Genomic DNA, 26,358 nt, shown 5'->3' with positions numbered 1-26,358 from the left:
CCGTCGCGATACGAAACTGCTCGCGGTGGTGTGCGGTGGCGCGTGCCTCCGAGCGCCCAACGGGCGCGAGGAGCACGCGCGAGGGACGCGGTGACCGGAGCGAAGCGGAGGGAGCCGCGAGGCTGGGGAGGTGTGAGGTGCCGTGCGGAGCGGTGCGGGGTGGGACTCAAAGGGGCAGCCGTGAGGCGGGCGCAGGCGAAGCGAGCACCGCAGGGAGCGAACGGAGTGAGCGACCGAGGAGCGCGGCGAGCGTGCGCCCGCCTCACGGCTGGGGCTTTGGAGGTGTTCGCCGCCACCCCGCTAGTAGTTATTTATAAACAAACGGTCCGTGTTCCTGCCACGATTTATAAAAAGACGCTCACCGCAACGAACACGACGACCGTTCCGGCGACGCCGAGCGCCATCGCCTTCGCGTTGAGCCGGACCGCCTTCTTCCGGTCGGCTGCGAGCGCCGCCTCGTTTTGAATCTCGTTCGCCCCGTCGCCCACGTCGAACACCCCCATCCCGGCGAAGCCGATACAGAAGCGCTCGCGGTACTGCAACGCCCCCATCGCCGCGCCGTACAACGGGACCACCGAGGCGATCAGCGCCCACCGCGGCCACGCGAGCGCGACGACCGCCGCGACGTAGACCGCCGCGACCAGCAGCGACCCGACGCCGAGGAGAAGCCGCCGTCGCTGTTGGGTCGGTCCGATGTTACACACGCCCGGTTGGTACTCCATACCCGCGGTGAGGGACGCGCGAGTAAAAGCCCTCCCGACGGCGGAACTGAGAGACCGGTCGCGCCGGTCCACCTCGCCGCGGTGGTAACCCTCAAAAGGGTTCCCGACGACCGTGTCGTGTGAAACGGATCCAGCTCGGCAACACCGTCTTCGAGGGCGCGAACGACGTCTACCTGCTCGACGGCGAGGCGACCGCGCTCGTCGACACCGGCGTGGCGCTCCCGGACGTGCGCGAGGAGTTGGTCGACGGCCTCGCCGAGTACGGTCGCTCGTTCGCCGACATCGACGCGGTCGTGCTCACTCACTGGCACCCGGACCACGCGGGGCTCGCCGGCGAGATTCAGGCCGAAGGCGGCGCCGACGTGTACGTCCACGAGGCCGACGCCGCACTCGTCGACGGGGCGGAGACGCCGCTGTTCGCCGACCGCGACCTCCAGCGCGAGACGTTCGAGCGGTGGGGGATGCCCGACGCCGACCGGGAGCGCCTGACCGATTTCTTCGCCGCGGTCAGCACGGACCTCTCCGGCGAGCCCGCGGACGTGACGACGTTCGAAGACGGCGACGCGATCGAGGCCGGCGGCGTCGAGCTCGAAGCCCTCCACCTGCCGGGCCACACCGCCGGTCTCACCGGATTCGCGTTCGACCCCCGAACCGTCCCCGATCACGACCCCGTCGCCGGCGCGGACGCGACGGAAGAGGCCTTCACCGGCGACGCGCTGCTCCCGAAGTACACCCCCAACGTCGGCGGCGCGGACGTGCGCGTCGAGGGCGCGCTCGCCGCCTACGCCGAGAGCCTCGCGCGGATCGTCGCCCGCGACTTCGACGCGGCCCATCCCGGCCACCGGTGGCGGATCGACGAGCCGAGCCGGCGCGCGGCGACGATTCTCGACCACCACCGCCACCGGACCCGGCGAGTGATCGAGGTCCTCGCCGACCGAGAAGCCGCCACCGCGTGGGAGGTGTCGGCCGCGCTGTTCGGCTCGCTGGAGGATATCCACGTCCTCCACGGCCCCGGCGAGGCGTTCTCGCACCTCGACCACCTCGCGGACGCCGGCGTCGTCGAGCCCGACGGGACCGCGTACCGCCTCGTCGACCCCGACCCCGACGTCGACGCGCTGTTCCCGACGACGCCCCTCGACGACCTCGTGGACGGGAGCGACGACGCGTAGGGGAGCGGTCCGAGCCCCCTCGACGCGGCGCCGGGACCGCCCTCGCCGAAAGCTATTCCCGGCGGCCGGCGTATTCGGGGACGTGAAGCGGGACGCCATGGTCGCCGTCGCGGTCGCCCTCCTCGCCCTCGTCGCGCTCGGCGTCGCAGCGGCGACGCTGGACACCGCCGTCGACACGGGCAGCGGCGGGTTCGGCGGGGGCGGCGGCGACGCCCCGAGCGTCGGATCGGACACCGGAGACCCCGGAGTGCTCTCCCCGACGGGCGAGGCCGGCGAGTTCTCCGCGTCGGGGCTCTGTTTCCCGTCTCTGCGGGAGCCGCCGGCCGTGTTCGCGCTGCTCGTCGGACTGGCGCTGATGGCGGGGATCACCTATCGCGACACGGCGTCGGCGTTCGCGAGCGTCGCCGTCGCCGGCGTGATGGGCGCCCCGATCGCGGTCCTCTTCTGGGTGCTGTCGACGTGCCGCTCGGTGGCGCAGAGCATCTCCATCTCGCTCGGCACCGGCGGCAACGAGACGGGGATACTGCCGGGCGGCGCGGCCGGCGGGGGGTTCGGCAGCGGAGAGGGCGCGGCGTCGGCGCCGCAGATCCTGTTCGCGGTCGTCGTCGTCGCCGCGGTGATCGCGAGCGTCGCCGCGCTCCTCCTCGCCGGCGGCGACGACGAGGCGGACGGGGACGCGGGCGGTCGGCCCGACGAGGCGGACGAGGAGCCGCCGTCGCTCGACGCGATCGGCCGGACCGCCGGCGAGGCCGCCGACCGGATCGAGTCGTCGAACGCGGACAACGAGGTGTACCGGGCGTGGCGGGACATGACCGACGTGCTCGATGTCGACCGACCGGCCTCCTCGACGCCGGCGGAGTTCGCGACCGCCGCAGTCGACGCCGGCGTCGACGAGGAGCCGGTGACCGCGCTCACCGAGGTCTTCGAACGCGTGCGCTACGGCGGCGAGGACGCGACCGACGACCGCGAGCGCCGCGCCGTCGAGGCGCTGCGCCGGATCGAGGAACGGCACGGGGGCGACTCGTGAGCCGCAAACCGACCGGCGTCGCGGCCGCGGTCGAGCGCCGCGCCGAGCCCGACGGAGGTGACGCGTAGTGCGCCCGCTCGCGGTCGTCGGGGTGTTGGCGGTCGTCGTCGGCCTCCTCGCGGCGCTCGACCGCGGCATCGCGGCCGCAATCTCTCCGACCTCGGCCGTCGTCACGCTGATCGGCGTCCTCGGCGTGGTCCAGGGGGTCCGCTACGCGAACGCGCGCCGCGACCGCCGGCGACTGCTGACCGACCCCGGCGAGCCGGAGCGGCGCGCGCCGGCGGCGGTGCCCGGGTCCGACCTCGACGAGCGAATCGCGCGGGTCGCCAGCCCGGCGCCGGGCGGCTACCGCGACCGCAGGGACCTCCGCGACCGGGTCCGGGAGGTCGCGGTCGACGCCGTGGCTCGCGATCGCAACTGCTCGCCGGAGGCCGCGGCGACCGCCGTCGACGACGGGACGTGGTCGGACGACCCCGTCGCAACCGCGTTCTTCGACACGGGGACCGCGTACCCGCTCCGGGTCCGCCTGTCGGCCGGGGTCCGGGGGCGCTCGAACTACTGGTACGGCCTCCGGGCCGCGATCGACGAGATCGAGCGGGTCGAGGGGGGAGAGCCGTGAGCGATCCCGGGAACGCAGCGGTCGCGTCCGAATCGGACGCGTCGACGCTCGATGAGGCCGAGACGGGCGAGCCGGATCAGGGCGAGGGAGGCGAACCGGATCGGGACGAGGGAGGCGAACCGGATCGGGACGAGGGAGGCGAACCGAACGCGGACGACGCCGACGCGGCCGAAGGCGCAGGCGACGCGGCAGAAGGCGCAGGCGACGCGGCAGAAGGCGCAGACGACGCGGCCGAAGGAGCTTCCGAGACCCCGACCGATCGCGAGCGCCGGCGCGAGGTCGCGACCGACCGCTGGCTGGGGATCGCGGGCGCGGCGCTGGCGCTGGTCGGCCTCGGGGTGCTCGTCCGGCAGCCGTCGCTGGTGCTCGCCGGCGCGGTCGGCGTCGGCTACGCCGTGTACGCGCGGGCGGGCGACGCGCCGACGCCGACGCTCTCGGTGACGCGGTCCGTGAGCAACGAGGCGCCGGCCCCCGGCGACGAGGTGCGCGTGACCGTCCGCGCCGAGAACGTCGGGGAGACGGCGGTCCCGGACCTCCGCCTCGTCGACGGCGTCCCGCCCGGGTTAGCGGTCGTCGACGGCCCGGCGCGGGTCGCGACGGCGCTGCGGCCCGGGACCGCGGTGACGTTCGAGTACACCGTGCGCGCGGCGCGGGGCGACCACGAGTGGGAGCCGCTGACCGCGATCACGCGCGACGCGGCCGGGGCGCGCGAGCGCGAGACGACGCTCGACGCGCCGACCGCGATCGCCTGTACCCCCGAGCTGTCGGCAGGCGGGGATCTCCCCCTGCGCGGGCTGACGACCGTCCACCACGGGCGGGTGCCGACCGACGTGGGCGGGGCGGGCGTCGAGTTCCACGCCACCCGGGAGTATCGCCGCGGCGATCCGTTGAAGCGGATCGACTGGAACCGGCGGGCCCGGACGGGCGAGCTGTCGACCGTCGAGCTGCGCGAGGAGCGCGCCGCCACCGTCGTGCTGCTCGTCGACGCCCGCGAGTCCGCGTACGTCGCGGCCGACCCCGACGCGGAGACGGCGGTGGAGGCGAGCGTCGCGGCCGCCGGCCAGGCGTTCTCCGCGCTCCTCGACGGCGGCGACCGCGTCGGGATCGCGGCGCTGTCGCCGCTGGACTGCTGGCTCCCGCCCGGCAGCGGGACCGTCCACGCCGCCCGCGGGCGCGAGACGCTGGCGACCGACCCGGCGCTCGCGCCGACGCCGAGCGACGAGCGGTTCTACCGGTCGCTGTGGCTCCGGCGGTTCCGGCGGCGGCTCCCGGCCGACGCGCAGGTGCTGTTTTTCACCCCCTTGGTGGACGACACTGCGGCGACGCTCGCGCGCCGGATCGACGCGCACGGTCACCTCGTGACGGTGCTCTCGCCGGACCCGACGACGACCGAGACCGCTGGCCAGCGGCTGACGACCTTCGAGCGACGCCAGCGGCTGCGGTCGCTGCGGTCGGCGGGGATCCGCGCGCTGGAGTGGGGCGACGACTCCTTCCCGGTCGCCGTCGCGGCCGCGACGAGGCGGTGGTCGCGATGAGCGGGGAAGATGCGGAGAGCAGAGCGAGCGACGGCGACGACGCGCTCGTCGACTTCCACGAGACCGACGCGCGGCCGCCGACGGTCGCGATCGTCGCGAGCCTCGCGGCCGCGGGCGTCGCGGCGACCGCCGCGCTGGTCGCGAGCCCGATCGGCGGCGCGCTGCTCGGCGCCGCCGCGCTCGGTTTCCTCGCCGGATCGCTCCGGAGCTCGACCCGGGTCCTGACGTGGGGCGCGGCGGTCGGCGTGGTCGGCCTCGCGCTGGCGGGGTACCGCGGCGCGGCCGCCGAGCCGCTGCTCGTCGCCGCCGTCGGGCTCGCGGTCGCGTGGGACGTCGCCGACCACGGCGTCGGCCTCGGCGAGCAGGTGGGTCGGGGTGCCCGCGTTCGGCGCAACGTCGCGGTCCACGCCGGGTCGAGCCTGCTCGTCGGCGCGCTCGCCGCCGGCCTCGTCTACGGCGTCTCGCTCGCGGTCGGCGGCGGCCAGCCGGTGGCCGCGCTCGCACTGCTTCTCGCGGGCGGTATCGCGCTGATCTCGGCGCTGCGGTGACGGCGTGGACGGCGAGACAGTGAGACGGCGAGGCGAGCGAGCGGCATCGATCGGGAGGGCGCGAACGCCCCGCGACGCCGGAGCTAAACCCTTATCAGCGCGCGGGTGGCAGGTACGCCCGTAATGAGCGACCTCCCGGACGACTTCGACTGCACGCTCACCAACTGGGAGTACATCTACGGGCTCTGCCGCAACGTCTCCGACGCGGTGAAGCGGGCCGACTTCGAGCCGGACGTGGTCGTCGCCTTGGCCCGCGGCGGCTGGTTCGCGGGCCGGTGCGTCTGCGACTTCCTCGGGCTCAACGACCTCACCAGCCTCAAGATGGAACACTACGTCGGCGCCGCGGAGAAGAGCGACGAACCCCAGATCCGCTACCCGATGCCCGAGGGGAGCGTGGAGGGGAAGAACGTCCTCATCATCGACGACATCGCCGACACCGGGGGCTCGATCCGCCGCGCCGAGGAGTACGTCGACGAGCGGAACGCCGCCGAGATCCGCACCGCGACGCTCCAGCTGCTCGGCACCTCCGAGTTCCAGCCCGACTTCGTGGGCGAGCGGCTCGAACAGTGGACGTGGGTCGTCTACCCGTGGAACTTCCTCGAGGATATGGTCGACCTCACGGAGGGCGCGATGGAGCGCGCGGACGAGTCGGCGTTCTCGCGGGAGGACCTGCGCCACTACTTAGAGGAGTTCCACGGCATCGGCCGGATCGAGATGGAGGTCGCCCAGCCCGACCGCCTCGACGAGGTCATCGACGAGATGGTCCGCCGGGACGTCGCGGAGCCCGTCGGCGAGGAGACCTGGGCGCTCGCCGAGTAGCGGACCGGAGCGATGGCCGGGGAATCGGACGACGACACCGGTGACGACAGCCGTGACGCGGACGCCGACCGTGACGCGGACGACGATCGCGACGCCGCGCTCGACGCCGTCCTCGCGGCCTACGACCTCAAAGACGAGCGGCGCACCGGCTGGCAGCTCCGCGGGGTCGACGACCCCGAATCCGTCGCCGCCCACTCGTGGGGGGTCGCGTACCTCGTGTTGGCGCTCGGCGAGCGGTTCCGCGAGGAGTTCCCGGGGATTGACCTCGACCGCGCCCTGCGGCTCGCCGTCGTCCACGACGCGGCGGAAGCGGAGACCGGCGACGTCGCGACTCGGGCCGCCGACGTGGCGGACCGCGGCGACGATTCCACCGCCGAGGGAGTCGACCGCGCGGCGAAGGTCGCCGCGGAGCGCGAGGCGATGGCGGACCTCGCCGGCCCGCTTCCAGAGCGCGTGCGAGACGCGTGGGAGGCGTACGAGGCCCGCGACTCGCCGGAGGCGGTCCTCGTCAAGGAGTGCGACCTGCTCGACACCTGCCTCCAAGCCCTGATGTACGAGCAGGACGACCGGTACGACCCGGAGCGGGGCGAGCCCGACGCGTTCCGCGAGTACGACGACTTAGACGAGTTCTTCGCGACGACCGAGCCGCGGCTCCGGACCGAGGCCGGGAGGGAACTGTTCGCGGAGGTCCGCGAGCGGTACCGGGCCGCGCGGGACGGGGCGTAAGCTTAGTTCGACGCCCGCCACGCCGCCGCGGCCGCCTCGATCACTTCCAGCGCGTCGCGGGTGCCGTCCGCGTCCCCCTTCTCGAAGTCCTCCTCGGTCTGCCCCATCTGGTTCGTCACGTGCGCGAAGCAGACGACCGGCCGGTCCCGGACGGCCGCGAACGCGTACAGCGCCGCCGCCTCCATCTCGACCGCGAGGATCCCCTCGGACCGGGCCCGTTCGATCGCGGTCTCCGTCTCGCGGAAGGGCGCGTCGGTCGTCCACGTCGCGCCCGCGTACACCGGACGTGACACCGATTCGCACGCGTCTTCGACCGAGGCGCGGAGGTTGTCGTCGAGCACCGCGTACCGACCCGCCGACCGGTAGTGGTGGCTCGTCCCCTCGTCGCGGAGCGCGCGTTCGATGAGCACGAAGTACGGCGGGTCGTCTTTCGGCACGATCCGCCCCGACGAGGTCACGCTCACGAGGAACTCGCAGCCGGCAGCGAACAGCTGCTCCGCGACGAGGACGGCGAACGACGCCCCCACCGCGCAGCCCACGATCCCGAACTCCTCGCCGTCTCGTTCGAACCGATAGAGGTCCGTGTGGTAGCCGGGCCACGTCTCGTCTTTCCGCGCCGCGCCGGTGGCCGCCAGCTGGCGGACGACGTCCCCGTCCGGGTCGAGCACGCAGACGTCCGGGACCGAACGCTCCGGGAGGTCCTTCTGCCGCCGGGCGTTCTTCAGGAGGGCATCCGGATCGAAAACGGACGGCTCGTCGAACGCCTTCGCCTCGAAGAGCGGCGACGCGTCCGAGTCGGACGGGTCGGTCATGTCCCGGCGTTCGCGGAACCGAGGAAAGGGTGTTGCGGTCAGTCGACCGGCTCGCCGACGACCCCCGCGATCGCCGCGGTCTCCGGGTCGCTGCTCTCGAAGACCTCCTCGCCGGAGATCCCCAGAAAGTACTCCCGCTCGCCGTCGACGCGTTCCAGTATCCGCTCCGTCAGGGCCGCCGAGTCGCGGTGGACCATCCGCCGGAAGTACGAGCCCTCCCGCCGCAGGTTCGACCGGACGTACTCGGAGCGGGTGTTCAACACGAGCGCGACGAGGGTCCCGTCCGACGCGAGGACGCGGGTCGCCTCGCTCAGCGCCGCCTCGGCGTCCGGGAGGAACTCGAGCGTCGAGACGAAGACGACGGCGTCGACCGACCCGGTCGCGACCGGCAGCGCGGTCGCGTCACCGAGGACGAACGACGCATCGACCCGGTCCCGCGCCGTCTGGACCATCGCCGCCGACAGGTCGAGTCCGGTCATATCGCGGTCGGGGACGCGCTCCTCGAGCGACCCGATGCCGCACCCGACGTCCAGCGCCCGGTCGTCCGCGGCGACGTGTCGGCGCACGTACGCCGCCTCGCGGTCCATGACGGCGCTCCCGAACTCGCTGTCGCAGAACCGGACGAAGCTCTCGACGTCGCTCACGGCGCGGCCCTCTCGGAGACGCGCGTTCGTCGACCTTCGACGCGCCGAGCGGTCGCGAGACCGCGCTCCGGTGTGGCTCTTGTAGTCATCGGTCTAAGGCGGACTAATCGGCGGCACGTTCGGCCCGTCGCGTCGCCTCCACCTCCAGCGGGTCGCCCGTCGACGTCGCGGTGACCAGTCGCAGGTACTGTCCCGCGCTCGTGAGCAGCTTGTTCTCCGCCTTCCGGAGGTGTTCCTCGTACGTCGAGCGAGCGACCGCCGTCTGGTCGGCGAGCTCCCGCAGCGAGGTCTTCCGCGGCTGGGTGTAGTAGCCGCGCTCCAAGGCCAACTGGAGCGCCGCCAGCTGTCGGTCGGTGAGGTCCTCGAACAACTGGTTCGCCGGCGCCAGCATACTGTGCGGGACCTGGGTCTCCGAGATCTCGGTCTTCGAGAGCAGTTCGATCTCCCTGTCGGCGCGCAGGTCGCCGAGCAGCTCCCGGATGTCGGCGTCGTCGAACGCGACCACCGTGTAATGCTCCCAGCCCTGCCGGTAGATGGTCGGCGACTGATACAGGCAGTTGTGCTGCTCGAAGCGGTCGATGACGGACGCCTCGAGCGAACAGAGACAGGACTGCGTGACGACGTGGTACCCGTCGTCGTCCGCGGACTCGTGGAGGACGGTTCCGAGCCGATCGATGTCGTCGAGCAGCGCGTCCGTCGGCGTCGTCTCCGCGGTGATCTCGAGCACCTGACAGTCGCTCAGCGGCCACTCGCGGATGGTGAGATCCGGATGTCGCTCGGAGATCTCGCGGTACGGACACTCGTGTTTCACTCGGATCGAGGCCTCGTACAGGCTCATACGGGATCTTCGGACTGGCGCGAATTAACGGTGCCGGTCATGTCCGGCAGCGGCCGTATCCCCTTCTCCCCGCTATACCGGTGTACGATGCAGGAGCTATCGCCGGACGCGCTCAGCGAACAACTGCGAGACGACGAGAAGGGCCCGCTCGTCCTCGACGTCCGCCACGAGGCGGAGTTCGAGGACTGGCACGTCCCGGGCAGCGTCAACGTCGACGTGTACGACGAGTTGACCGACGACCCCGACAGCGCCAAGCCGGCCCTCTCCGATCTCCCCGACGACGCCGAGATCGTGACCGTCTGCGCCGCGGGGGTCGTCTCGCAGACGGCGACGGAGGTCCTCCGCGAATTGGGCTACGACGCCGTGACGCTCGCGGACGGGATGAACGGCTGGAGCCGCGTCCACCGGCACGCGGAGGTCCCGGTCGACCTCGACGGCACGCTCGTCCAGGTCGCGCGTCCGGGGAAGGGGTGTCTCTCGCACGTCCTCGTCTCGGAGGGCGAGGCCGCCGTCTTCGACCCGTCGCACTACCGCGGCGAGTACGAGGCGGTCCTCGACGAGTACGACGCCGACCCGGTCGGCGTCTTCGACACGCACGCCCACGCCGACCACGTCTCCGGCGCGGCGGAGCTCGCCGACCGCTACGGCGTCCCCTACTACCTCCATCCGAAGGACGCGCTCGCGGTCGACGCGACGCCGATCGAGGACGGGCAGATCGTGGCCGTCGGCGGGCTCGACGTCGAGGTCGTCCACACGCCCGGACACAGCGAGGGGAGCGTCTCGTTCGACGTCGACGGCGCGGCGCTACTCACCGGCGACACCCTCTTCCACGAGAGCGTCGGCCGCGTCGAGCTCGGCGTCGAGGCCGGGATCGAGGACGCCGACGTGGAGGGGAACGCCGCGACGCTGTACGAGAGCCTCCGGCGGCTGCTGGACCGGCCGGACGACGCGGTCGTGCTCCCGGCGCACGATCCCGGCTCGCCCGAGCCGCCGGTGACCGCGACGCTCGGCGAAGTGAAGCGCCGGAACGCGGACCTCGACCGCGACCGCGAGTCCTTCGTCGCGGCGCTCGCGTCGGACGTCCCGGACCACCCCCCGAACTTCGAGCGCGTCAAGCGCACGAACGTGGGGCGGGAGTCGGTTCCGGCGGACGAGCTGGCCGAGCTGGAGCTGGGGCCGAACAACTGCGCGGCCGAGTAACCGATGAGCGCGACGACCGACGTCAAACAGGGAATCCGCGAACACCTCGGCCAGTTCTCGCTCCACGTCCTGCTGGTGTTCGCCACGGGCCTGACCATCGGGTCCGAGCGCACCGTCGTGCCCGCGTTGGGCGAGGACGTGCTCGGCGTCGAGTCGTTCCTCGTGATCGGCTCGTTCGTCGTCTCCTTCGGGGTCGTGAAGTCGATCCTCAACCTCTACGCCGGGAAGTGGGGCGAGGAGTACGGCCGCAGGCCCGTGCTCGTCGCCGGGTGGGTCACGGCGCTCCCGCTCCCGGTCATCCTCATCTTCGCCCCGAGCTGGGGCTGGATCACCGTCGGGAACGTCCTGTTGGGGATCAATCAGGCGCTGACGTGGAGCATGGCGATAAACGCCAAGATCGACCTCGCGAGCCCCGACGAGCGCGGCCTCGCGGTCGGCATCGACGAGTCGTTCGGCTACACCGGCGTGGCCGTCGGCGCCTGGATCACGGGCGTCATCGCCAGCCGGTGGAGCCTCCGACCGGAGCCGTTCTACTTCCTCGCGGTCGTCGTGGTCCTGGCGTTCCTCATCTCGGTCTTCCTGATCAGAGAGACCGTCCAGTACGCGGAGGCCGAGGGAGACGACGACGATCGCGACGCGAACCTCCCGTTCAAGGAGGTCGTAAAGCGGGCGACCTACGGCGACCGGACGCTGTTCGCGGCGGCGCAGGCGGGCCACGTCGAGAACTTCGTCGACACGCTGTTCTGGATCGCCGTCCCGCTGTACCTGCTGAACCAGGGGCTCGACATCGCGGCGGTCGGGGCCGTGGTCGGCGTCCACAGCGCGATGTACTTCCTCCAGATCGGCACCGGCGGCCTCGCGGACCGGATCGGCCGGCGACCGCCGGTCGTCGCCGGGATGTTCCTGGCCGGCGCGGGCGTCCTCGGGATGGTCCTCGTCGAGGGATACCTCGCGTGGGCCGCGCTGGCCGGCGTCTCCGGGTTCGGGATGGCGCTTTTGTACCCGAACCTGATGACCGTTCCGAGCGACGCGGCCCACCCGACATGGCGGTCGGCCGGGATGGGCGTCTACCGGATGTGGCGCGACTCGGGCTACGCCGTCGGCGCGATCCTGATCGGGCTCTCGATGGAGTTCGTCAGCGCCGAGGCGGCGTTCTACCTGACCGCCGCCCTGATGTTCCTCTCCGGGGCGGTCGTGGTCGTCTGGATGGAGGAGACGCACCCCGAGTTCGGGACCCACGAGCCGCCCGCTCCGGCGCCGGAGTCGCCGACCGAGCCGGTCGCACGGGAGTAGCCGCCGGCGGCCGCGTTCGTGACCGACGAGATGTTCGACGATCGTCGTATTACCAATAGACGTTTGTAGGCCCTCTACCCGCCAAATTCGGGCGAGGATGGTAAAAGGGTTAACGGGGGAGGTCGTCTCACCGGGTGAGCTTTCACCACGCATGTCTGACACCGATCTCGTAATCATCGGCGGGGGGATAAGCGGGGCGTCGCTTCTGTACACGGTCGCGAAGTTCACCGACGTCGACGACGTCACGCTGATCGAGAAGGAACGGGAGATCGCGGCGATCAACTCCCACCGGACGAACAACTCCCAGACGCTCCACTTCGGGGACATCGAGACGAACTACACCCTCGAAAAGGCCGAAGAGGTCAAGGAGGGCGCCGAGCTGCTCGCGGGCTACCTCGAAGGGGAGGACCCCGACCGGGAGATGCACAGCAAGCGGAGCAAGATGGTCCTCGGGGTCGGCGACGAGGAGGTCGCCAAGTTAGAGGAGCGCTACCGCGACGAGGGGTTCGGCGACCTGTTCCCGAAGCTGCGCGAGATCGGCCGCGAGGAGATCGCGGAGCTGGAGCCGAAGGTCGTCGAGGGGCGCGACCCCGGCACGGAGCTGAAGGCGCTCCAGACGCCCGACGGCTACGTCGTCGACTACGGCGCGGTCGCGGAGTCGTTCGTCGACGCCGCCCGCGAGGAGGAGGGCGTCTCCGTCCACCTCGGGACGACCGTGACGAACGTCGACGACCGGCGCGACGGGTTCACGATCGACACCGACGACGGCGCGTTCGACGCGGAGGCTGTCGTCGTCGCGGCGGGCTCGCACAGCCTCCAGTTCGCCAAGGAGATGGGGTACGGCGAGGGGATGTCCCTGCTGCCGGTCGCGGGGAGCTTCTTCCTCGCGGACGACCTGCTGAACGGGAAGGTGTACACGCTCCAGATGAAGAAGCTCCCGTTCGCGGCGGTCCACGGCGACGCCGACGTCCACGACGACGGGATCACCCGGTTCGGGCCGACGGCGAAGCTCGTGCCCGCGCTGGAGCGCGGCCACCTCTCGACGGTGAGCGACTTCGCCGACGTGTTCGGCTTCAACCCGGACTCCGTGCTGAGCTACGTCAACATCCTCTCGGACAAGATCCTCTTCCCGTACGTCGTGCGCAACCTCGTGTACGACCTCCCGGCGGTCGGGAAGCGGGCGTTCCTCCCGAACGTCCAGAAGGTCGTGCCGAGCGTCGACGTCGACGACATCGACCGCGCGAAGGGGTACGGCGGCGTGCGCCCCCAGATCGTCGACACCGAGAACAAGGAGCTCGACATGGGCGAGGCGAAGATCGTCGAGGACGGAATCTTATTCAACATCACGCCCTCGCCGGGCGCGTCGACCGCGCTGAAGAACGCGATGACGGACGTCGGGACTGTCCTCGACTTCTTCGAGGACGACTACGAGTTCGACGAGGCCGCCTTCCGCGACGCGACCATCGAGAACTTCCCGCGGGCCGACGAGGAGTCCGACGCCGAGTCGGCTGACGCCGAAGCCGACGACCCCGTGCCCGCCGAGGCCGACGACTGATTCGGCCGACACCCGATCCGCTCTTCTGCCGATTCGTCTAACGCCGACTTACGCGCGCGCTTCCTCCGTGACCTCCCGCTCGAACGCCTCTCTAAGCACGCGGATCGCCCGACGCTTCGTCCCGTCGGGGACGAACACGAAGGGGATCGGCACGTCGAACGCGCGGTCGCCGTACAGCCCCCAGTCGGCGACCGACCGCGTCGTGCCGCCGTACGCGATGGGGATGTCCTCTAACTCGTCGGGGTCGTAGGCGGGGACGTACGAGCGGTCGATCCACACCTCGTGGACCGGCACGTCGAGGGCGTCCGCGAGGAGCCGCTCCAAGCGGTCGTCGCCGGCGGTGAGCCACGCGGTGAACGCGTCGAGGGGGTCGCCGTCCACGGGGAGGTCGTCGCCGAGGTCGCCGCCGACCCGGTCGGCGAGCGCGATCCGGTGTTTCCAGCAGGTGGCGGGGAAGCGCCGCCCGCGGAAGCGGTCGTACATCGACGCGAGCGTCGAGTCGGGGTTCTCGCGGGCGGCGGTCCGGAGCCGTTCGAGCACCGCGTTGTCGTCGAGCTCGCGGTCGAGTATGCCGTCGACCGTGACGGGGCTCTCCCCGGTCTCCCGCTCGTACTCGCCCAACAGCGCCTGGAGGAGCCGGTTCGCGTACACCGACTTGTGGTGCTGGGTGACCCACATGTACAGCGCGATTCTCCCTTCGAGGTAGTTGCCGATGGTCGAGAGCGCCTTCTCCGAGAGCGCGAGCCCCGCCTCGGGGTGGGCGGTGTAGGCGTCGACCATGCGCTCGACGTCGAAGCTCAACACGCCCGCGCCCGTCATCTCGTTGTCGCGGGTGATGTAGTCCAGCCGGTCCACGTCGATGGGGGAGTGGAGCAGCTGGGCGCCGACGCCGTACTGCCACGGCTCGCCGCGCTCGTACGCGAGGCTGTAGCCGAGCACGTACGCGCACACCTCGAAGGGGTCCACGTCGAAATCGCGGAGGGCGTCGCCGTACTCCTCGACGATGATCACGCAGCCGAGCAGCTCGTGCGGGTTCGCCGAGCGGAGCGGTGCGCCGCCGACGCCGGCCCGATCGAAGGCGTCGACCAGCCCGGTCTCGGCGACGCGCTCCCGGAGGACCCCCTCGTCGAGGAACCCCTCGGAGAGGTGCGAGAAGGGCGGATGTCCCACGTCGTGGAGCAGGCAGGCGCACTCCAGCGTGCGCTGGATCTCTTCGAGTTCGTCGACGGCGGCGTCCCGCGTGAAGTACGACTGCCGGCGGAGGCTCTCGAAGACGGTCCGCCCGAGGTGGTAGACGCCGAGCGAGTGCTCGAACCGGGTGTGGTTCGCGCCTGGGTACACGAGGTGGGTCGCCGAGAGCTGGCGGACGTACCGCAGCCGCTGGAACGGCCGCGTGTCGACGACCCCCTCGACGAGCGCGTCCGGCAGTTCGATGTAGCCGTGGACGGCGTCTTTGATCTGGGTGGTGGACATCGATTGTGGGCACCACACCCTCCCGCGTCCTGCCTCTTTCGGTCGTCAGCCGGCCGCCGTGCGCTCCCCCGGAACCCGAGAACGCTCCGAGTCACACCGTATAAATGCGAGCGCGGCGAGGCACGCGTATGGTATCGGACGCCGCCGACGGCGCGGACGCGCGGCCGGACGCTCCCGACGGGACGGGCCCGCAGTCGGACGCCGGCGACGCGGCCGGGCCCTCAATCGTCGACCGCTGGACCGCGCTCGACCGCGGCTGGCAGGCGCTCGCGCTGGGACTCGGGATCGTCACCGCGCACCTCGTCGGACAGGCGCTGTGACTGGCGTGATCGAGGCGGTCCGGGCGCACCTGCCCGGTCTCGCGCTGCTCGCGGGCGGCGCGGTCGCCGCGACGCTCGTCGCGGGCGCGGTCCCCGGCCTTCAGCCGCTCGTCGTCGCCGTGGCGATCGGCGTCGGGATCGGGAACACCGTCGGGATCCCCGAGGTCGCGGAGCCCGGCGTCGGCGTCGACAAGCTGTTCTTGGAGACCGGGATCGTCCTGCTCGGCGCGGCGGTCGCGGTCGAGGAGTTCCTGACCGCGGGGCCGACCGTCCTCGGTCTCGTGGTGGCGGTCGTCGCCGGCGGGCTCCTGTTCGCGGAGGTCGTCGCGCGTGGCCTCTTCCGGATCGGGTCGCCGACCTCGTCGCTGCTCGCGGCCGGGGCGAGCATCTGCGGCGTCTCGGCGGTGGTCGCGATCGGCCGGGTGCTCGACGCGCGGGGCGCCGCGATCACGTTCGCGGCCGCGACGATCCTGCTGTTCGACGCCGTGACGCTCGTCGCGTTCCCGCTGGCGGGCGAGTGGCTCGGCCTGACGAGCCGGCAGTTCGGCGTCTGGGCGGGCGTGAGCATGTTCTCGACCGGGCCCGTCGCGGCCGCGGGGTTCGCCTACTCCCCCGAGGCGGGCCAGTGGGCGACCGTGACGAAGCTGGCGCGAAACTCGCTGCTCGGCGGCGTCGCGGTCGCGTACTCGCTGGCGTACACGGCGCGATCGGCCGCGGAACCCGGCGTCCGGCGGCTGTGGGCGGAGTTCCCGAAGTTCCTGCTCGGGTTCCTGGTCGTCGCGGCGGTCGCCAACAGCGGGCTGCTCTCGCCGGCCGCGCTGGCGTCGATCGGCCGCGTCTCCGACGCGCTGTTCGCGCTGGCGTTCGTCGGCCTCGGGCTCTCGATCCGCGTCGACGACATGCGCGCGGTGGGCGCCGCGCCGGTCGGCGCGGTGTTGGTCCACCTGCTCGCCGTGAGCGCGGTCGCGCTCGCGGCGGTGCGCTGGCTGCTGTAGGCGGGCCGACGGCGCGCCGCGATCGGGTTCATTCCTTATAAGTAGCGAGCGGGCGCACTCCGAGTATGGGAACCATCGGATTCATCGGCGGCAGCGGCATCTACGACGCGCTCCCCCTGAACGACGTGCGCGAGGTCGAGTTCGACACGCCGTACGGCGAGCCGAGCGACGCCGTGACGATCGGCGAGTTCGGCGACACCGGAAAGGAAGTCGCGTTCCTCCCGCGCCACGGCTCGGACCACGGCGTCTCGCCGACCGACCTCCCGTACCGCGCGAACATGTACGCCTTAAAAAAGGCGGGCGTCACCCACATCTTCGCGTCGAACGCGGTCGGGAGCCTGAAAGAGGAGCTGGAGCCCGGAACGCTCGTCGTCCCCGACCAGATATACGACCGGACGAAGGGCCGCGACCTCTCCTTCTACGGCGACGGCGTCGTCGTCCACCAGCCGTTCGCGGACCCGTACAGCCCCGAGCTCGTCGACCACCTCACCGAGGCCGCGGAGTCGGCCGCGCCCGGCGACACGAAGGTCGTGAAGGGCGGCACCTACGTCTGCATCGAGGGCCCGCAGTACTCGACGCGCGCGGAGTCGGAGTTTTATAAGAGCCAAGGCTGGGACCTCGTCGGGATGACCGCGATTCCGGAGGCGAAGTTGGCCCGCGAGGCCGAGATCGCGTACGCGACGATCGCCGGCGTCACCGACTACGACGTCTGGAAGGCGGACAGCGAGGTGACGCTCGAAGAGGTGCTCGAAAACGCCGAGAAGAACCAGACGGCGATCAAGGCCGCCGTCGAGGCGGCCGTGCGGACGCTCCCCGAGGACTTAGAGTGCGACGCGCACACGTCGCTCGAAGGCACTGTCAACACGCCGACCGAGGCGATTCCGGAAGAAACGCAGGAGCGCGTCGAGCCGCTTCTCGGCGATTACTTATAAATAAACGAGGCGATGCGGTGGCGCGTGCCTGCGAGGCCGCTTCGCGGCCGAGCAGCACGCGCGAGGGAGTCGGCTGACCGGAGCGAAGCGGAGGGAGGCCGACGAGGCTGGGGAGGTGTGAGGTGCGGGGCGGTCGCTGTCGGGCGGGGCTCAAAGGGGCAGTCGCGAGGACGCCGTAGGCGACGTAAGCACCGCAGGGAGCGAGTGAAACGAGCGACTGAGGAGCGCAGCGAGCGTACGGCGTCCTCGCGACTGGGGCTTTGGAGGTGTTCGCCGTCGATCCGCTGCCAGTTATTTATAAGCGAGCGGCTGGGGCTTTGGAGACAGCTATCCTCTCAAACGCGTATCAGTCCGCGATCGCTTCCGACTCGCCGGTCATCGCGGTCGGGTCCTTCACCCACAGGTCGCCGAACAGGTCGTCCTGTTGGAGCCGGACCGAGCCGCGATGGGCCATGAACAGCAGCGCGAGGTAGGTCATGAACGGGCGGCCGCCCGCGGTCTCGATCTCGGCGAACAGCACCTCCGTGCGGCCGCGGTCGAAGTGCGTCCGGAGGGCGTTGTCGATCTCCACGATCACCTCCTCGATGTCCTCGTCGTGGGTGCGGTCGGTCGCCTCGCCCGCGGTCGGCTCTCCGTCCTGCCGGAACTCGTCGTCCGCGTGGTAGTCGAGCGTCTGCGTGCCGCGGGCGTGGCCGTGCGGCGACTCCGAGGTGTCGTACTCGCGGGAGTCCTTCCACCACGAGCCGCGCTCGGCCTCGCGCAGCTCGCGGACCAGCTCGTCGAGCGTCTCCGGCGAGCCGCGGGTGTTCTTGCGGTCGAGCCGACGGTCGATCTCGTCTTCCAGCTCGTCGACCGGATCGAAGTCGCCGTCGGCCGGGTCGGGCGCGCCGCCCTCCATCGCGACCTCCCACGGCTCCGGCTCGGGCTCGTCGTCTTCGTCGTCGTCGGCCAGCATGCCGTCGCTTTTCATCCGGAGGAGGACGCTGGCGTAGAACAGCGCCCGCCCGGTCGTCCGGAGGTCCGTCTCGTCGAGCTTCTCTAAGAACGCGTCCGTCACCTGGACGATGTCGATGTCCCACGGCTCGATCTCGCCCTCCTCGGCGAGCTGGACGAGGAGCTCGACGGGCTCGACCTCGTCCTCGTCGGTCTCGTTCGGGGGCGAGACGTCGGGCACCGGGTCGGAGTCAGCCGCCGCCGACTCGGATCCGTCGGTCGAGTCGGCCCCGCCGTCGTCCGGAGCGTCCTCGGCGAACGGGTCCGCGCCGTCGCGCTCGCTCGTCAGGTCGAGGTCGGGGACGCCGCCGTCGGGGGCTCCGTCGCCGTCCTCAGTCATCCGCGGTCACCTCCTCCTCGTCGGCGTCGTCGCCGAACTGCATGCCGGTCACCGCCGAGAGGTTGTCGCCCTGCATCGTGACGCCGATGGCGCGGTCGGAGCGCTCCAGCAGCGCCGAGCGGTGGCCGACGACGACGAACTGAGCCTCCTCGGCTAACTCCTCGATCATCTCGCCGACGCGCTCGGCGTTGACCGCGTCGAGGAACGCGTCGATCTCGTCGAGCGCGTAGAACGGCGCGGGGTTGTGGCGCTGGACGGCGAAGATGAAGGAGAGGGCGGTGAGCGACTTCTCGCCGCCGCTCATCGCGTCGAGCCGCTGGACCGGCTTGTCCGCGGGCTGGGCCTTCATCGTCAATCCCTCCTCGAAGGGGTCCTCGGGGTTCTCCAAGACGAGTTCACCGGATCCCGCCGAGAGGCGCGCGAAGATGTCCTCGAAGTGGTCGTTGATCGACTCGAACGTCTCCATGAACGTCTCCTTCTTGGCCGCCTCGTACCCCTCGATGCGCTCCTCGATGGCGTCGCGCTCCTCGACGAGCACGTCGCGGCGCTCTTGGAGCTCGTCGAGCGCCTCCTGGACCTCCTCGTACTCGTCGATGGCGAGCATGTTCACCGGTTCGAGCGCCTCCATCTCCGATTCGAGCTCCTCGATCCGCGACTCCACCTCGTCGAGGTCGGGGATCTCGTCGGCGTCGTAGGCGCCGACCTGCGACTCCAGCTCGTCGATCTCCCACTCCAGGCGGTCGCGGCGATCGGTGAGATCGGAGAGGTCCGACTCGGCCTCCGAGACGAGCGACCGCTGCTCGTCGCGTTTCCGGGTCGCCTCGCGGATCTCCTCGCGAAGCTCCTCGCGCTCTTCTTTCAGGTCCGCGATCTCTTCCTCGAGGTCGGCGATCGACTCCTTCTTCTCGGCCAGTTCGGCCTCCTTCTCCTCGATCGCGGCCTCGTGCTCGGCGATCGCCTCCTCGGCCTCGGCCTTCGCGTTCTGCGCCTCCTCGACGTCGTCGTGGAGGTCGTCCAAGGCGTCCTCGGCGTATCCCTTCTCCAACTCCAGCTCGTTGATCCGGCTGTCGAACGAGTCCATCCGCTCTTCTAAGTCGTCGATCTCCGCGCGGATCTCGTCGGCGCGCTCGGAGAGCTCGGGGATCTTCGAGTCCGCGAGCTCGGCCTCGATGTCGTCGATCTCGGCCGCGAGCTCGTCGATCTCCGCGTCGGTCGCCGCGAGCTCCTCGTCTAACGCCGTCATCTGCTCGTCGACGGACTCGCGTTCCGCCTCCAGCTCTTCGAGCTCGTCTTCCAGCTCCTCGATCCGGGCTTCGGCCTCCGCGAGGTCGTCCTCGGCGCGCTCGACGTCCGCCTCCAGCGACCGGACGCGCTCGGCCGCGTCGGCCTTGCGGTCGCGGGCGTCCTCGATATCGTCGTCGAGCGCGTCTATCTCCGACTGGACCGACTGCCGCTCGTCCTCGAGGTCGGAGATCTCCGTCGCGAGCCGCTCCAGCTTCCCGCCGCCGGACTTCGTGAACGAGTAGCGGGAGCCGCCGCCGGAGCCGCCGGTCATCGCGCCGGACTTCTCGACGAGGTCGCCGTCGAGCGTGACCATCCGGTAGTCGCCCATCAGATCGCGCGCTGTCGACATGTCCTCGACGACGAGCGTCGAGCCGAGCACGTACGAGAAGATCGACTCGTACTCGGCGTCGTAGTCGACGAGGTTCCGCGCGAAGTCGACGACCCCCGGAAGCGAGGGCTTCCGCGGCAGGCTCCGGTCGTCCATCTTCGTGATGGGGAGGAACGTCGCCCGCCCCGCGTTGCGCTGTTTCAGGTAGTCGATACAGGTCGAGCCGACGCCGTCGTCGTCGACGACGACGTTCGCCAGCCGGCCGCCCGCGGCGGTCTCGCAGGCCTCGGCGTACTCGGCCTCGACCGAGCCCAGCTCGCCGACCGCGCCGTGGACGCCGTCGATACCGCCGTTCTTCACCTCGGTGACCGCGCGGGGCCAGGAGGCGTCGCCGCGCTCGTCGGCCGCCGCCTCCAGCTTGGCGTACTCGTTCTGCTTCTCGCGGAGCGTCGACTCGATCTCCTCTAAGCGCTCTTCCTTCTCGGCCTTCTCCGCGAACAGGTCGGCGACCGCGTCCTCGATGGTGGACTGGTTCTTCTCCGCCTTGTCGAGCTCGCTTTTCAGCTCGGAGATGCGCGCCTTGTGTTCCGGGAGCGACTCGCGGGCCTCCTCTAACTCCTCGCGGGCCTCGCTCACGGCGTTCGAGCGGCGGCGGGCCTCGTCGAGCAGCCGGTCCTTCTCGCGTTGCGTCTCGTTTTTCTCCTCGCGGAGCGCCTCGATCGCCTCCTTCTTCTCCGCGAGGTCGCTTTTCAGCTCGTCGAACTCCGTGTCCGCGCCCTCGATCTCGGCCTCGACATCGGCCAGCTCGGAGCGCTTCGTCGCCAGCTCCGACTTCACCGACGCCTTCTCCACTTTCGTCTCGCGGATCTCGGCCTCCAGCTCCTCGACCTTCTCCTCTTTGCGATCGATCTGGACGAACGCCTGCCGCCGGTCGTTCTCGGCCGATTCGGCGCGCGACTCGGCGGACTCAATTTTGTCCTCTAACCGCGAGACCTCGCCTTTGATCTCCTCTATCTCCGAGCGGATCTGGATCTGTTCCTCCTCGCCTTTCGTCTCGATCTCGTGGTTGAGGTCCGCTAAGTCCTCCTCCAAGCGAGTGAGCTTCCCCTGTCTGGCGTCGAGCTCCTCGCGGAGCGATTCGAGGTCCGCCTCGGCCTCGTCGATGTCGCCCTCGACGTCCGCGAGTGCGTCGCGCTTCTCCTCTAACTCGGAGGCCTTCCGGAACCCGCGGTACTCCTCGAGCTCGTCGCGGAGCTCCTGGTACTCGAGGGCGGTCTCGCGCTCGTCGGCGAGCTGGTCGAGGCGGTCCTGCTTCTCGCCGATGCGGAGGTCGGCCTCGCCGATCCGGTCTTCGACCGTGTCGAGCTCCTCGTAGGCGGCCTCCTTCTTCTCGTCGAACTCCGCGACGCCCGCGATCTCGTCGATGATCCCCCGCCGCTGGTAGGGGGTCATGTTGATGATCTCGGTGACGTCGCCCTGCATCACCACGTTGTACCCCTCCGGCGTGACGCCCGCCGCCGCGAGCAGGTCCTGGACGTCCGAGAGGTTCACCGAGCGTCCGTTGAGGTAGTAGTACGAGTAGTAGTTGTCCTCGGTCTCCTTCACGCGGCGCTTGATCGTGATCTCGGAGACGTCGCCGACGTTCTCCGTGCCGGCCGCGGAGACGACCTGCGACCGGTCGAGGGTGCCGTCCTCGTTGGAGAGTACGACCGTGACGGACGCCTCGTTCGGCCCGTCGGCGGCCTCGCCGTCGTCGTGGCCGGGGTTGTAGATGAGGTCGGTGAGCTTCTTGGCGCGGATCCCGCGGGTGCGGGCGAGCCCGAGCGCGAACAACACGCCGTCGATGATGTTCGACTTCCCGGAGCCGTTCGGGCCGGTGACGACGGTGAAGTCCTCGTAGAAGGGGATCCTCGTCGTTCGCCCGAAGCTCTTGAACCCGTCTAAGACCACTTCAGTGATGTGCATGGGGTCGGAGGCGACCGCTTACGCGACGATGATGTCGCTGTCGCTCGACTCGCCGTCGTCGTCGTCCTCGGCGGCCTCCTCGGCCTCCGCGTCGGCGTCGGGCGTCGTCGCCGACTGCTCGGGGACGATGACATCGTCTCCCTCGCTCGCGTCGTCCGCGGTTGCCGCCTCGCCGTCGCCGCCGTCGGACGGCTCCTCGACCGACTCGAAGACGTCGACGTGGTCGTCGGAATGGGTCGTCCGCTCGCCCCCCGACACCTCTGACGCGTCGTCGGAGGCGGGCTCGTCGGTCGCGGGCTCGCCGGCCGCGGGCTCGCCGGCCGCGGCGTCCGTCGCTTCCGACCCGGCTGTCGCCTCGGCGGCCGCCTCCTCCACCGCGACCGACCGCTCGTCTTCCAGCTGTCGGACGCGCTCTTTCATCTCGACGAGCTCCTCGGTGAGCCCGTTGACCGCCGCCTGTAGCTCCGCGACCTGCCGTTCGAGGTCCTCGACGCGGTTACTCATTATACACACGCATGCTCGCGCGACGCGTATAAATCTGCGTCAGACACATGTGTGACCAAACCGCACGATCCGGGCGTCGTCAGCGCGAACGTTTCGGCGCCGTGAAACGTGTCAGACAGCAGGAGAAGATACTTATACCGACCGGAGATACTCCTTCGGTATGAGCAAGATCACCTTCCGGGCGGACGACGACCTCGTCGACCGGCTGGAAGCGTGTGACGCCTCCAAAAGCGAGGTGATGCGGGAGGCGCTCCGGACCCACCTCGACGGGGAGGGGGACGCGTCCGACGCGTCCGACGCGGCGACCGGGAGCGTCGACGACGCCCTCGCGGACCGCGTCGACGAGCTGATCGCGGAGCGGCTCGACGCCGCGCTCGACGAGCGGCTCGGTCCGGCGGGCGGCGCCGCAACGCGGGCGTATACGCCCGAGAACGCCGGCGATATCAACGTAAACGTCACTCTCGACGCCCCGAACGCCGGATCCGACGATCGAGACGACGAGGTTCGTGTGACGCGTGAGACGGCCGGCGAGGCGGAAGCGAGTACGCGTAAGACGGAGGCGGGTCCGGGCGCGCAAACGCGCGAAAACGCTTGCGGCGGATGCGGCGAAATCGTCCCTTCTGACCACGTATACTGCCCGAACTGCGGTGAAAAGCAGTCTCACAGGGCCTTCTGCGAGTGCGGCGACGAGCTCCGAACCGACTGGGCGTTCTGCCCCGGATGCGGACGCCGGACCCCGGCTGCGGACGTTCTGAAAGATCAGTAACGTGGCATAGGCGGCTGTATACGCCTCGTTTCGGGCGTTTTCACGTTCTGTCTTACAGCCACCGGTACTTTTATAATGGTAGCCTCGGTGACTTCAACTGCGTAAGACGGTCGTCTTACAGCGGGCGTCCGGTGCGGGGTGTCGCCCCGCAGTCGGGCGGTTTCGCGCTGTAAGACACACGCGTCGCGTGTTCGCCGTCTTACCGGGGGAATACCAATGGAGCGTGTGACACTACGAATCCCGAAACAGCAGATCGACGAGGTCGAACAGATGGTGGAGACGGGCGAGTTCCCGAACCGGAGCGAGGCGATCCGGTCGGCCGTCCGCGACATGTTGAACGAACAGGACGGCGAGCGCGACGAGCGCGGCCGCAACCGCAACTGGGCGAAGGTGTAAACTGATGCAAGATCTCGTTCAGGACGCCCTCGACAACGCGGAGGCGGAGAAGCGCGACATGGATGACGTCGACATGGGCGACGACGAGTTCGGGGACCCCCGGATCGTCATCGTCGGTGCCGGCGGCGCCGGGAACAACACGGTCAACCGGCTGTACAACATCGGCGTCGACGGCGCCGACACCGTCGCCATCAACACGGACAAACAGCACCTCAAGATGATCGAGGCCGACACCAAGATCCTCGTGGGTAAGTCGCTCACGCAGGGGCTCGGCGCCGGCGGCGACCCCAAGATGGGCGAGCGTGCCACCGAGATGGCTCAGGGCACGATCAAGGAGGTGCTCGGCGACGCGGACCTCGTCTTCGTCACCGCCGGGATGGGCGGCGGCACGGGCACCGGCGCGGCGCCGGTCGTCTCGAAGATCGCCAAAGAGCAGGGCGCCATCGTCGTCGGGATGGTCTCGACGCCGTTCAACGTCGAGCGCGCCCGCACGGTGAAGGCCGAGGAGGGGCTCGAGACCCTGCGCAACGAGGCCGACTCGATCATCGTCCTCGACAACAACCGCCTCCTCGACTACGTCCCGAACCTGCCGATCGGGAAGGCGTTCTCCGTGATGGACCAGATCATCGCGGAGACGGTGAAGGGGATCTCCGAGACGATCACCCAGCCGAGCCTCATCAACCTCGACTACGCGGACATGTCGACGATCATGAATCAGGGCGGCGTCGCGGTCATGCTCGTCGGCGAGACCCAAGACAAGAACAAGACCCAAGAGGTGGTCAACGACGCGATGAACCACCCGCTGCTCGACGTCGACTACCGCGGCGCCTCGGGCGGGCTCGTCCACATCACGGGCGGCCCGGACCTCACGCTGAAGGAGGCCGAGGGGATCGCGAACAACATCACCGAGCGGCTGGAGGCGAACGCCAACGTCATCTGGGGCGCTCGCATTCAGGAGGAGTACAAGGGGAAGGTACGCGTCATGGCGATCATGACGGGCGTCCAGAGCGCGCAGGTGCTCGGTCCCTCGACCCAGAAGCAGGCGGACAAGTCGCGCGCCGCGGCCGGCGGCGAGGACCTCGGCGACTCGCGCCAGCGGGCGGCCGAGGCGAACGACGCCGCGGGCGGCGCGGGCGCCGCGGGCGACAGAGGCGAGCCGGCGGTCTCCGGCGGCACCGACCACGGCTGGGAGTCCGACGGCGGCAGCGACCCGATCGAGAAGAACAACGGGCTCGACGTCATCCGCTGAGCGTCTCGCGACCGCTGCGGTTCGGTTCCAATTCCGTTTTCCATCGGTACTGGTTCGCTTTCGGTTCCGTTTTCCATCGGTACTGGTCCGACCCGCGCACGGCGCGAGGACTTAACATCACACGGTCCGTGGAGACCTACGTGTCACGTCACCAGCCGAGCCGGGGGACGCGGCGTCGCTCCGTCGCCGTCCGCGGTCGAGCCAGATTCGCGACGACACGATGACCGACGCGGCGCTCTACTTCACGGGTCCGGAGACCGTCGAGGTGCGGGAGACGTCGGTCGGCCCGCCGGACGCAGACGAACTGCTCGTCGGCACCCGGGCGTCGGCGATAAGCGCCGGGACGGAGCTGCTCGTGTACCGCGACCAGACGCCCGACGGTCTCCCGGCCGACGAGACGCTCGACGCGCTCGACGGCGACCTCTCGTACCCCCTCCAGTACGGGTACGCCGCGAGCGGGGTCGTCAGCGAGGTCGGCGCGGACGTCGACCCGGAGTGGGTCGGTCGGTCGGTGTTCTCGTTCGTCCCCCACCAGACGAGCTTTCGGACCACCCCCGACTCGGTGGTCGCGCTCCCGCCGGGGACGACGCCGGCCGTCGGGTCGCTCCTCCCCTCGGTCGAGACCGCGACGAACATCGTCCTCGACGCCGCCCCTCGGCTCGGGGAGCGGGTCGTGGTGTTCGGCGCCGGCGTGATCGGGCTCTGCGTCACCCGACTGCTGGCCGCGTTCCCGCTGGAGTCGCTCGTCGTGGTCGACCCGGTCGAGCGTCGTCGGGCCCTCGCGGCGTCGTTCGGCGCCGACCGGACGACGACGCCGGCAGCTCTCGACGACGACGCCGACGCGGGCCTCGGCGGTTCGGACGCCGCGCTCGACGACGCCGGCTCGGACGCCCACCTCCGCGACGCCGGCTCGGACGCCGCGCTCGACGACGCCGACCTCGCGGTCGAACTCTCCGGCCAGCCGAGCGCCCTCGACGACGCGCTCGGCGTCGTCGGCTACGACGCGCGGATCGTCGTCGGGTCGTGGTACGGCACGAAACGCGAGCCGATCGGGCTCGGGGGGCGGTTCCACCGGGACCGCATCGACATCGTCTCCAGCCAAGTGTCGACGATAAGCCCCGAGCTCCGGGGGCGCTGGGACCGCGACCGACGCATGGACGCGGCGCTCGAACGGCTCGACCGGGTCCCCGCCGACGAGCTGATCACCCACCGGATCCCGTTCGAGCGCGCGGCGGAGGCGTACGAGCTGCTCGACTCGGCGGCCGACGAGACGGTACAGGTGATCTTGGAGTACGAGTGAACGGCC

Annotated in this window: 25 protein-coding genes; 17 read left to right on the top strand and 8 right to left on the bottom strand. The window is 70.4% G+C overall.

What is annotated here, in order from left to right; genetic code table 11:
• Positions 1-344 precede the first annotated feature (344 nt).
• On the bottom strand, positions 345-722 hold the full coding sequence (locus B378_RS0103415; RefSeq protein WP_017342423.1) for a hypothetical protein: 378 nt from the start codon (positions 720-722) through the stop codon (positions 345-347).
• A 119-nt stretch (positions 723-841) separates the two neighbouring features.
• Here B378_RS0103415 and B378_RS0103410 point away from each other — a divergent pair, with 119 nt between their 5' ends.
• From B378_RS0103410 to B378_RS0103380, 7 genes are all read left to right on the top strand, one after another.
• Positions 842-1,891: an MBL fold metallo-hydrolase gene (locus B378_RS0103410; RefSeq protein ID WP_017342422.1), complete on the top strand. Its 1,050-nt coding sequence runs from the start codon at positions 842-844 to the stop codon at positions 1,889-1,891.
• An 82-nt stretch (positions 1,892-1,973) separates the two neighbouring features.
• Positions 1,974-2,918 (top strand): DUF4129 domain-containing protein, encoded by a 945-nt coding sequence (locus B378_RS0103405; protein WP_026046165.1) that lies wholly within the window; start codon positions 1,974-1,976, stop codon positions 2,916-2,918.
• A gap of 67 nt (positions 2,919-2,985) precedes the next feature.
• The gene (locus B378_RS0103400) at positions 2,986-3,537 is read left to right on the top strand and encodes a hypothetical protein (protein ID WP_017342420.1); all 552 of its coding nucleotides are present in this window, start codon (positions 2,986-2,988) and stop codon (positions 3,535-3,537) included.
• Positions 3,534-5,072 (top strand): DUF58 domain-containing protein, encoded by a 1,539-nt coding sequence (locus B378_RS0103395; protein ID WP_017342419.1) that lies wholly within the window; start codon positions 3,534-3,536, stop codon positions 5,070-5,072. Before B378_RS0103400 ends, B378_RS0103395 begins: the two co-directional genes overlap by 4 nt.
• Positions 5,012-5,620 (top strand): hypothetical protein, encoded by a 609-nt coding sequence (locus B378_RS0103390; RefSeq protein ID WP_026046164.1) that lies wholly within the window; start codon positions 5,012-5,014, stop codon positions 5,618-5,620. Before B378_RS0103395 ends, B378_RS0103390 begins: the two co-directional genes overlap by 61 nt.
• 123 nt (positions 5,621-5,743) lie before the next feature.
• Positions 5,744-6,439 (top strand): phosphoribosyltransferase, encoded by a 696-nt coding sequence (locus tag B378_RS0103385; RefSeq protein ID WP_017342417.1) that lies wholly within the window; start codon positions 5,744-5,746, stop codon positions 6,437-6,439.
• 12 nt (positions 6,440-6,451) lie between these two features.
• Positions 6,452-7,165, top strand: a complete 714-nt coding sequence (locus tag B378_RS0103380; RefSeq protein WP_017342416.1) for an HD family hydrolase — start codon at positions 6,452-6,454, stop codon at positions 7,163-7,165.
• Between the two features lie 2 nt (positions 7,166-7,167).
• Here B378_RS0103380 and B378_RS0103375 read toward each other — a convergent pair whose 3' ends face one another.
• The 3 genes from B378_RS0103375 to B378_RS0103365 all read right to left on the bottom strand — a co-directional run bounded on the left by B378_RS0103375 (position 7,168) and on the right by B378_RS0103365 (position 9,459).
• A complete protein-coding gene (locus tag B378_RS0103375) occupies positions 7,168-7,977 on the bottom strand; it encodes a nucleoside phosphorylase (protein WP_017342415.1) in 810 nt (269 codons plus the stop codon).
• A 38-nt stretch (positions 7,978-8,015) separates the two neighbouring features.
• Positions 8,016-8,621 carry a bifunctional 2-polyprenyl-6-hydroxyphenol methylase/3-demethylubiquinol 3-O-methyltransferase UbiG gene (locus B378_RS0103370; protein ID WP_017342414.1) on the bottom strand — a complete coding sequence of 202 codons (606 nt, stop codon included), beginning with the start codon at positions 8,619-8,621 and terminating at the stop codon, positions 8,016-8,018.
• Between the two features lie 103 nt (positions 8,622-8,724).
• Entirely contained in the window at positions 8,725-9,459 is a 735-nt protein-coding gene (locus tag B378_RS0103365) for a helix-turn-helix domain-containing protein (RefSeq protein ID WP_017342413.1), read from the bottom strand.
• An 87-nt stretch (positions 9,460-9,546) separates the two neighbouring features.
• Here B378_RS0103365 and B378_RS0103360 point away from each other — a divergent pair, with 87 nt between their 5' ends.
• The 3 genes from B378_RS0103360 to B378_RS0103350 all read left to right on the top strand — a co-directional run bounded on the left by B378_RS0103360 (position 9,547) and on the right by B378_RS0103350 (position 13,507).
• Positions 9,547-10,659, top strand: coding sequence for an MBL fold metallo-hydrolase (locus B378_RS0103360; protein WP_017342412.1), 1,113 nt, complete (start codon positions 9,547-9,549; stop codon positions 10,657-10,659).
• 3 nt (positions 10,660-10,662) lie between these two features.
• Positions 10,663-11,952 carry an MFS transporter gene (locus B378_RS0103355; protein WP_017342411.1) on the top strand — a complete coding sequence of 430 codons (1,290 nt, stop codon included), beginning with the start codon at positions 10,663-10,665 and terminating at the stop codon, positions 11,950-11,952.
• Between the two features lie 151 nt (positions 11,953-12,103).
• Positions 12,104-13,507 (top strand): FAD-dependent oxidoreductase, encoded by a 1,404-nt coding sequence (locus B378_RS0103350; protein ID WP_017342410.1) that lies wholly within the window; start codon positions 12,104-12,106, stop codon positions 13,505-13,507.
• 48 nt (positions 13,508-13,555) lie between these two features.
• Here B378_RS0103350 and B378_RS0103345 read toward each other — a convergent pair whose 3' ends face one another.
• Positions 13,556-14,980 carry an HD domain-containing protein gene (locus B378_RS0103345; protein WP_017342409.1) on the bottom strand — a complete coding sequence of 475 codons (1,425 nt, stop codon included), beginning with the start codon at positions 14,978-14,980 and terminating at the stop codon, positions 13,556-13,558.
• A gap of 128 nt (positions 14,981-15,108) precedes the next feature.
• On the opposite strand from B378_RS0103345, the gene B378_RS0103340 reads away from it, so the two are divergent.
• The 3 genes from B378_RS0103340 (at position 15,109) to mtnP (ending at position 17,227) form a co-directional block, all read left to right on the top strand.
• Positions 15,109-15,300 carry a hypothetical protein gene (locus tag B378_RS0103340; protein WP_017342408.1) on the top strand — a complete coding sequence of 64 codons (192 nt, stop codon included), beginning with the start codon at positions 15,109-15,111 and terminating at the stop codon, positions 15,298-15,300.
• Positions 15,297-16,295 (top strand): YeiH family protein, encoded by a 999-nt coding sequence (locus tag B378_RS0103335; protein ID WP_017342407.1) that lies wholly within the window; start codon positions 15,297-15,299, stop codon positions 16,293-16,295. The genes B378_RS0103340 and B378_RS0103335 overlap by 4 nt, the downstream gene beginning before the upstream one ends.
• A gap of 65 nt (positions 16,296-16,360) precedes the next feature.
• Positions 16,361-17,227 carry an S-methyl-5'-thioadenosine phosphorylase gene (mtnP, locus tag B378_RS0103330; protein ID WP_017342406.1) on the top strand — a complete coding sequence of 289 codons (867 nt, stop codon included), beginning with the start codon at positions 16,361-16,363 and terminating at the stop codon, positions 17,225-17,227.
• A gap of 346 nt (positions 17,228-17,573) precedes the next feature.
• Here the strand turns inward: mtnP and B378_RS0103325 are convergent, their stop codons facing one another.
• Genes B378_RS0103325 through B378_RS0103315 form a run of 3 tightly spaced genes read right to left on the bottom strand, consistent with a single transcriptional unit; the run spans position 17,574 to position 22,641 of the window.
• Positions 17,574-18,560, bottom strand: a complete 987-nt coding sequence (locus tag B378_RS0103325) for a ScpA family protein (protein ID WP_017342405.1) — start codon at positions 18,558-18,560, stop codon at positions 17,574-17,576.
• The gene (gene smc / locus B378_RS0103320; protein WP_017342404.1) at positions 18,553-22,137 is read right to left on the bottom strand and encodes a chromosome segregation protein SMC; all 3,585 of its coding nucleotides are present in this window, start codon (positions 22,135-22,137) and stop codon (positions 18,553-18,555) included. The genes B378_RS0103325 and smc overlap by 8 nt, the downstream gene beginning before the upstream one ends.
• A gap of 18 nt (positions 22,138-22,155) precedes the next feature.
• Positions 22,156-22,641 (bottom strand): bZIP transcription factor, encoded by a 486-nt coding sequence (locus B378_RS0103315; RefSeq protein ID WP_017342403.1) that lies wholly within the window; start codon positions 22,639-22,641, stop codon positions 22,156-22,158.
• A gap of 160 nt (positions 22,642-22,801) precedes the next feature.
• Here B378_RS0103315 and B378_RS0103310 point away from each other — a divergent pair, with 160 nt between their 5' ends.
• From B378_RS0103310 to B378_RS0103295, 4 genes are all read left to right on the top strand, one after another.
• Positions 22,802-23,407, top strand: coding sequence for a zinc ribbon domain-containing protein (locus B378_RS0103310; RefSeq protein ID WP_017342402.1), 606 nt, complete (start codon positions 22,802-22,804; stop codon positions 23,405-23,407).
• A 216-nt stretch (positions 23,408-23,623) separates the two neighbouring features.
• Positions 23,624-23,803 carry a ribbon-helix-helix domain-containing protein gene (locus B378_RS0103305; RefSeq protein WP_004595187.1) on the top strand — a complete coding sequence of 60 codons (180 nt, stop codon included), beginning with the start codon at positions 23,624-23,626 and terminating at the stop codon, positions 23,801-23,803.
• A 4-nt stretch (positions 23,804-23,807) separates the two neighbouring features.
• Complete coding sequence (ftsZ, locus tag B378_RS0103300) at positions 23,808-25,052, top strand: cell division protein FtsZ (protein WP_017342400.1); 1,245 nt, start codon at positions 23,808-23,810, stop codon at positions 25,050-25,052.
• Positions 25,053-25,272: 220 nt separating this feature from the next.
• Entirely contained in the window at positions 25,273-26,352 is a 1,080-nt protein-coding gene (locus B378_RS0103295) for a zinc-binding alcohol dehydrogenase (protein ID WP_017342399.1), read from the top strand.
• Positions 26,353-26,358 lie beyond the last annotated feature (6 nt).

The organism is Halorubrum sp. T3 (assembly GCF_000296615.1).
GTDB lineage: Archaea > Halobacteriota > Halobacteria > Halobacteriales > Haloferacaceae > Halorubrum > Halorubrum ruber.
The sequence above is the reverse complement of the archived record's forward strand: the minus strand, read 5'-3'. Positions and strand labels throughout refer to the sequence as shown.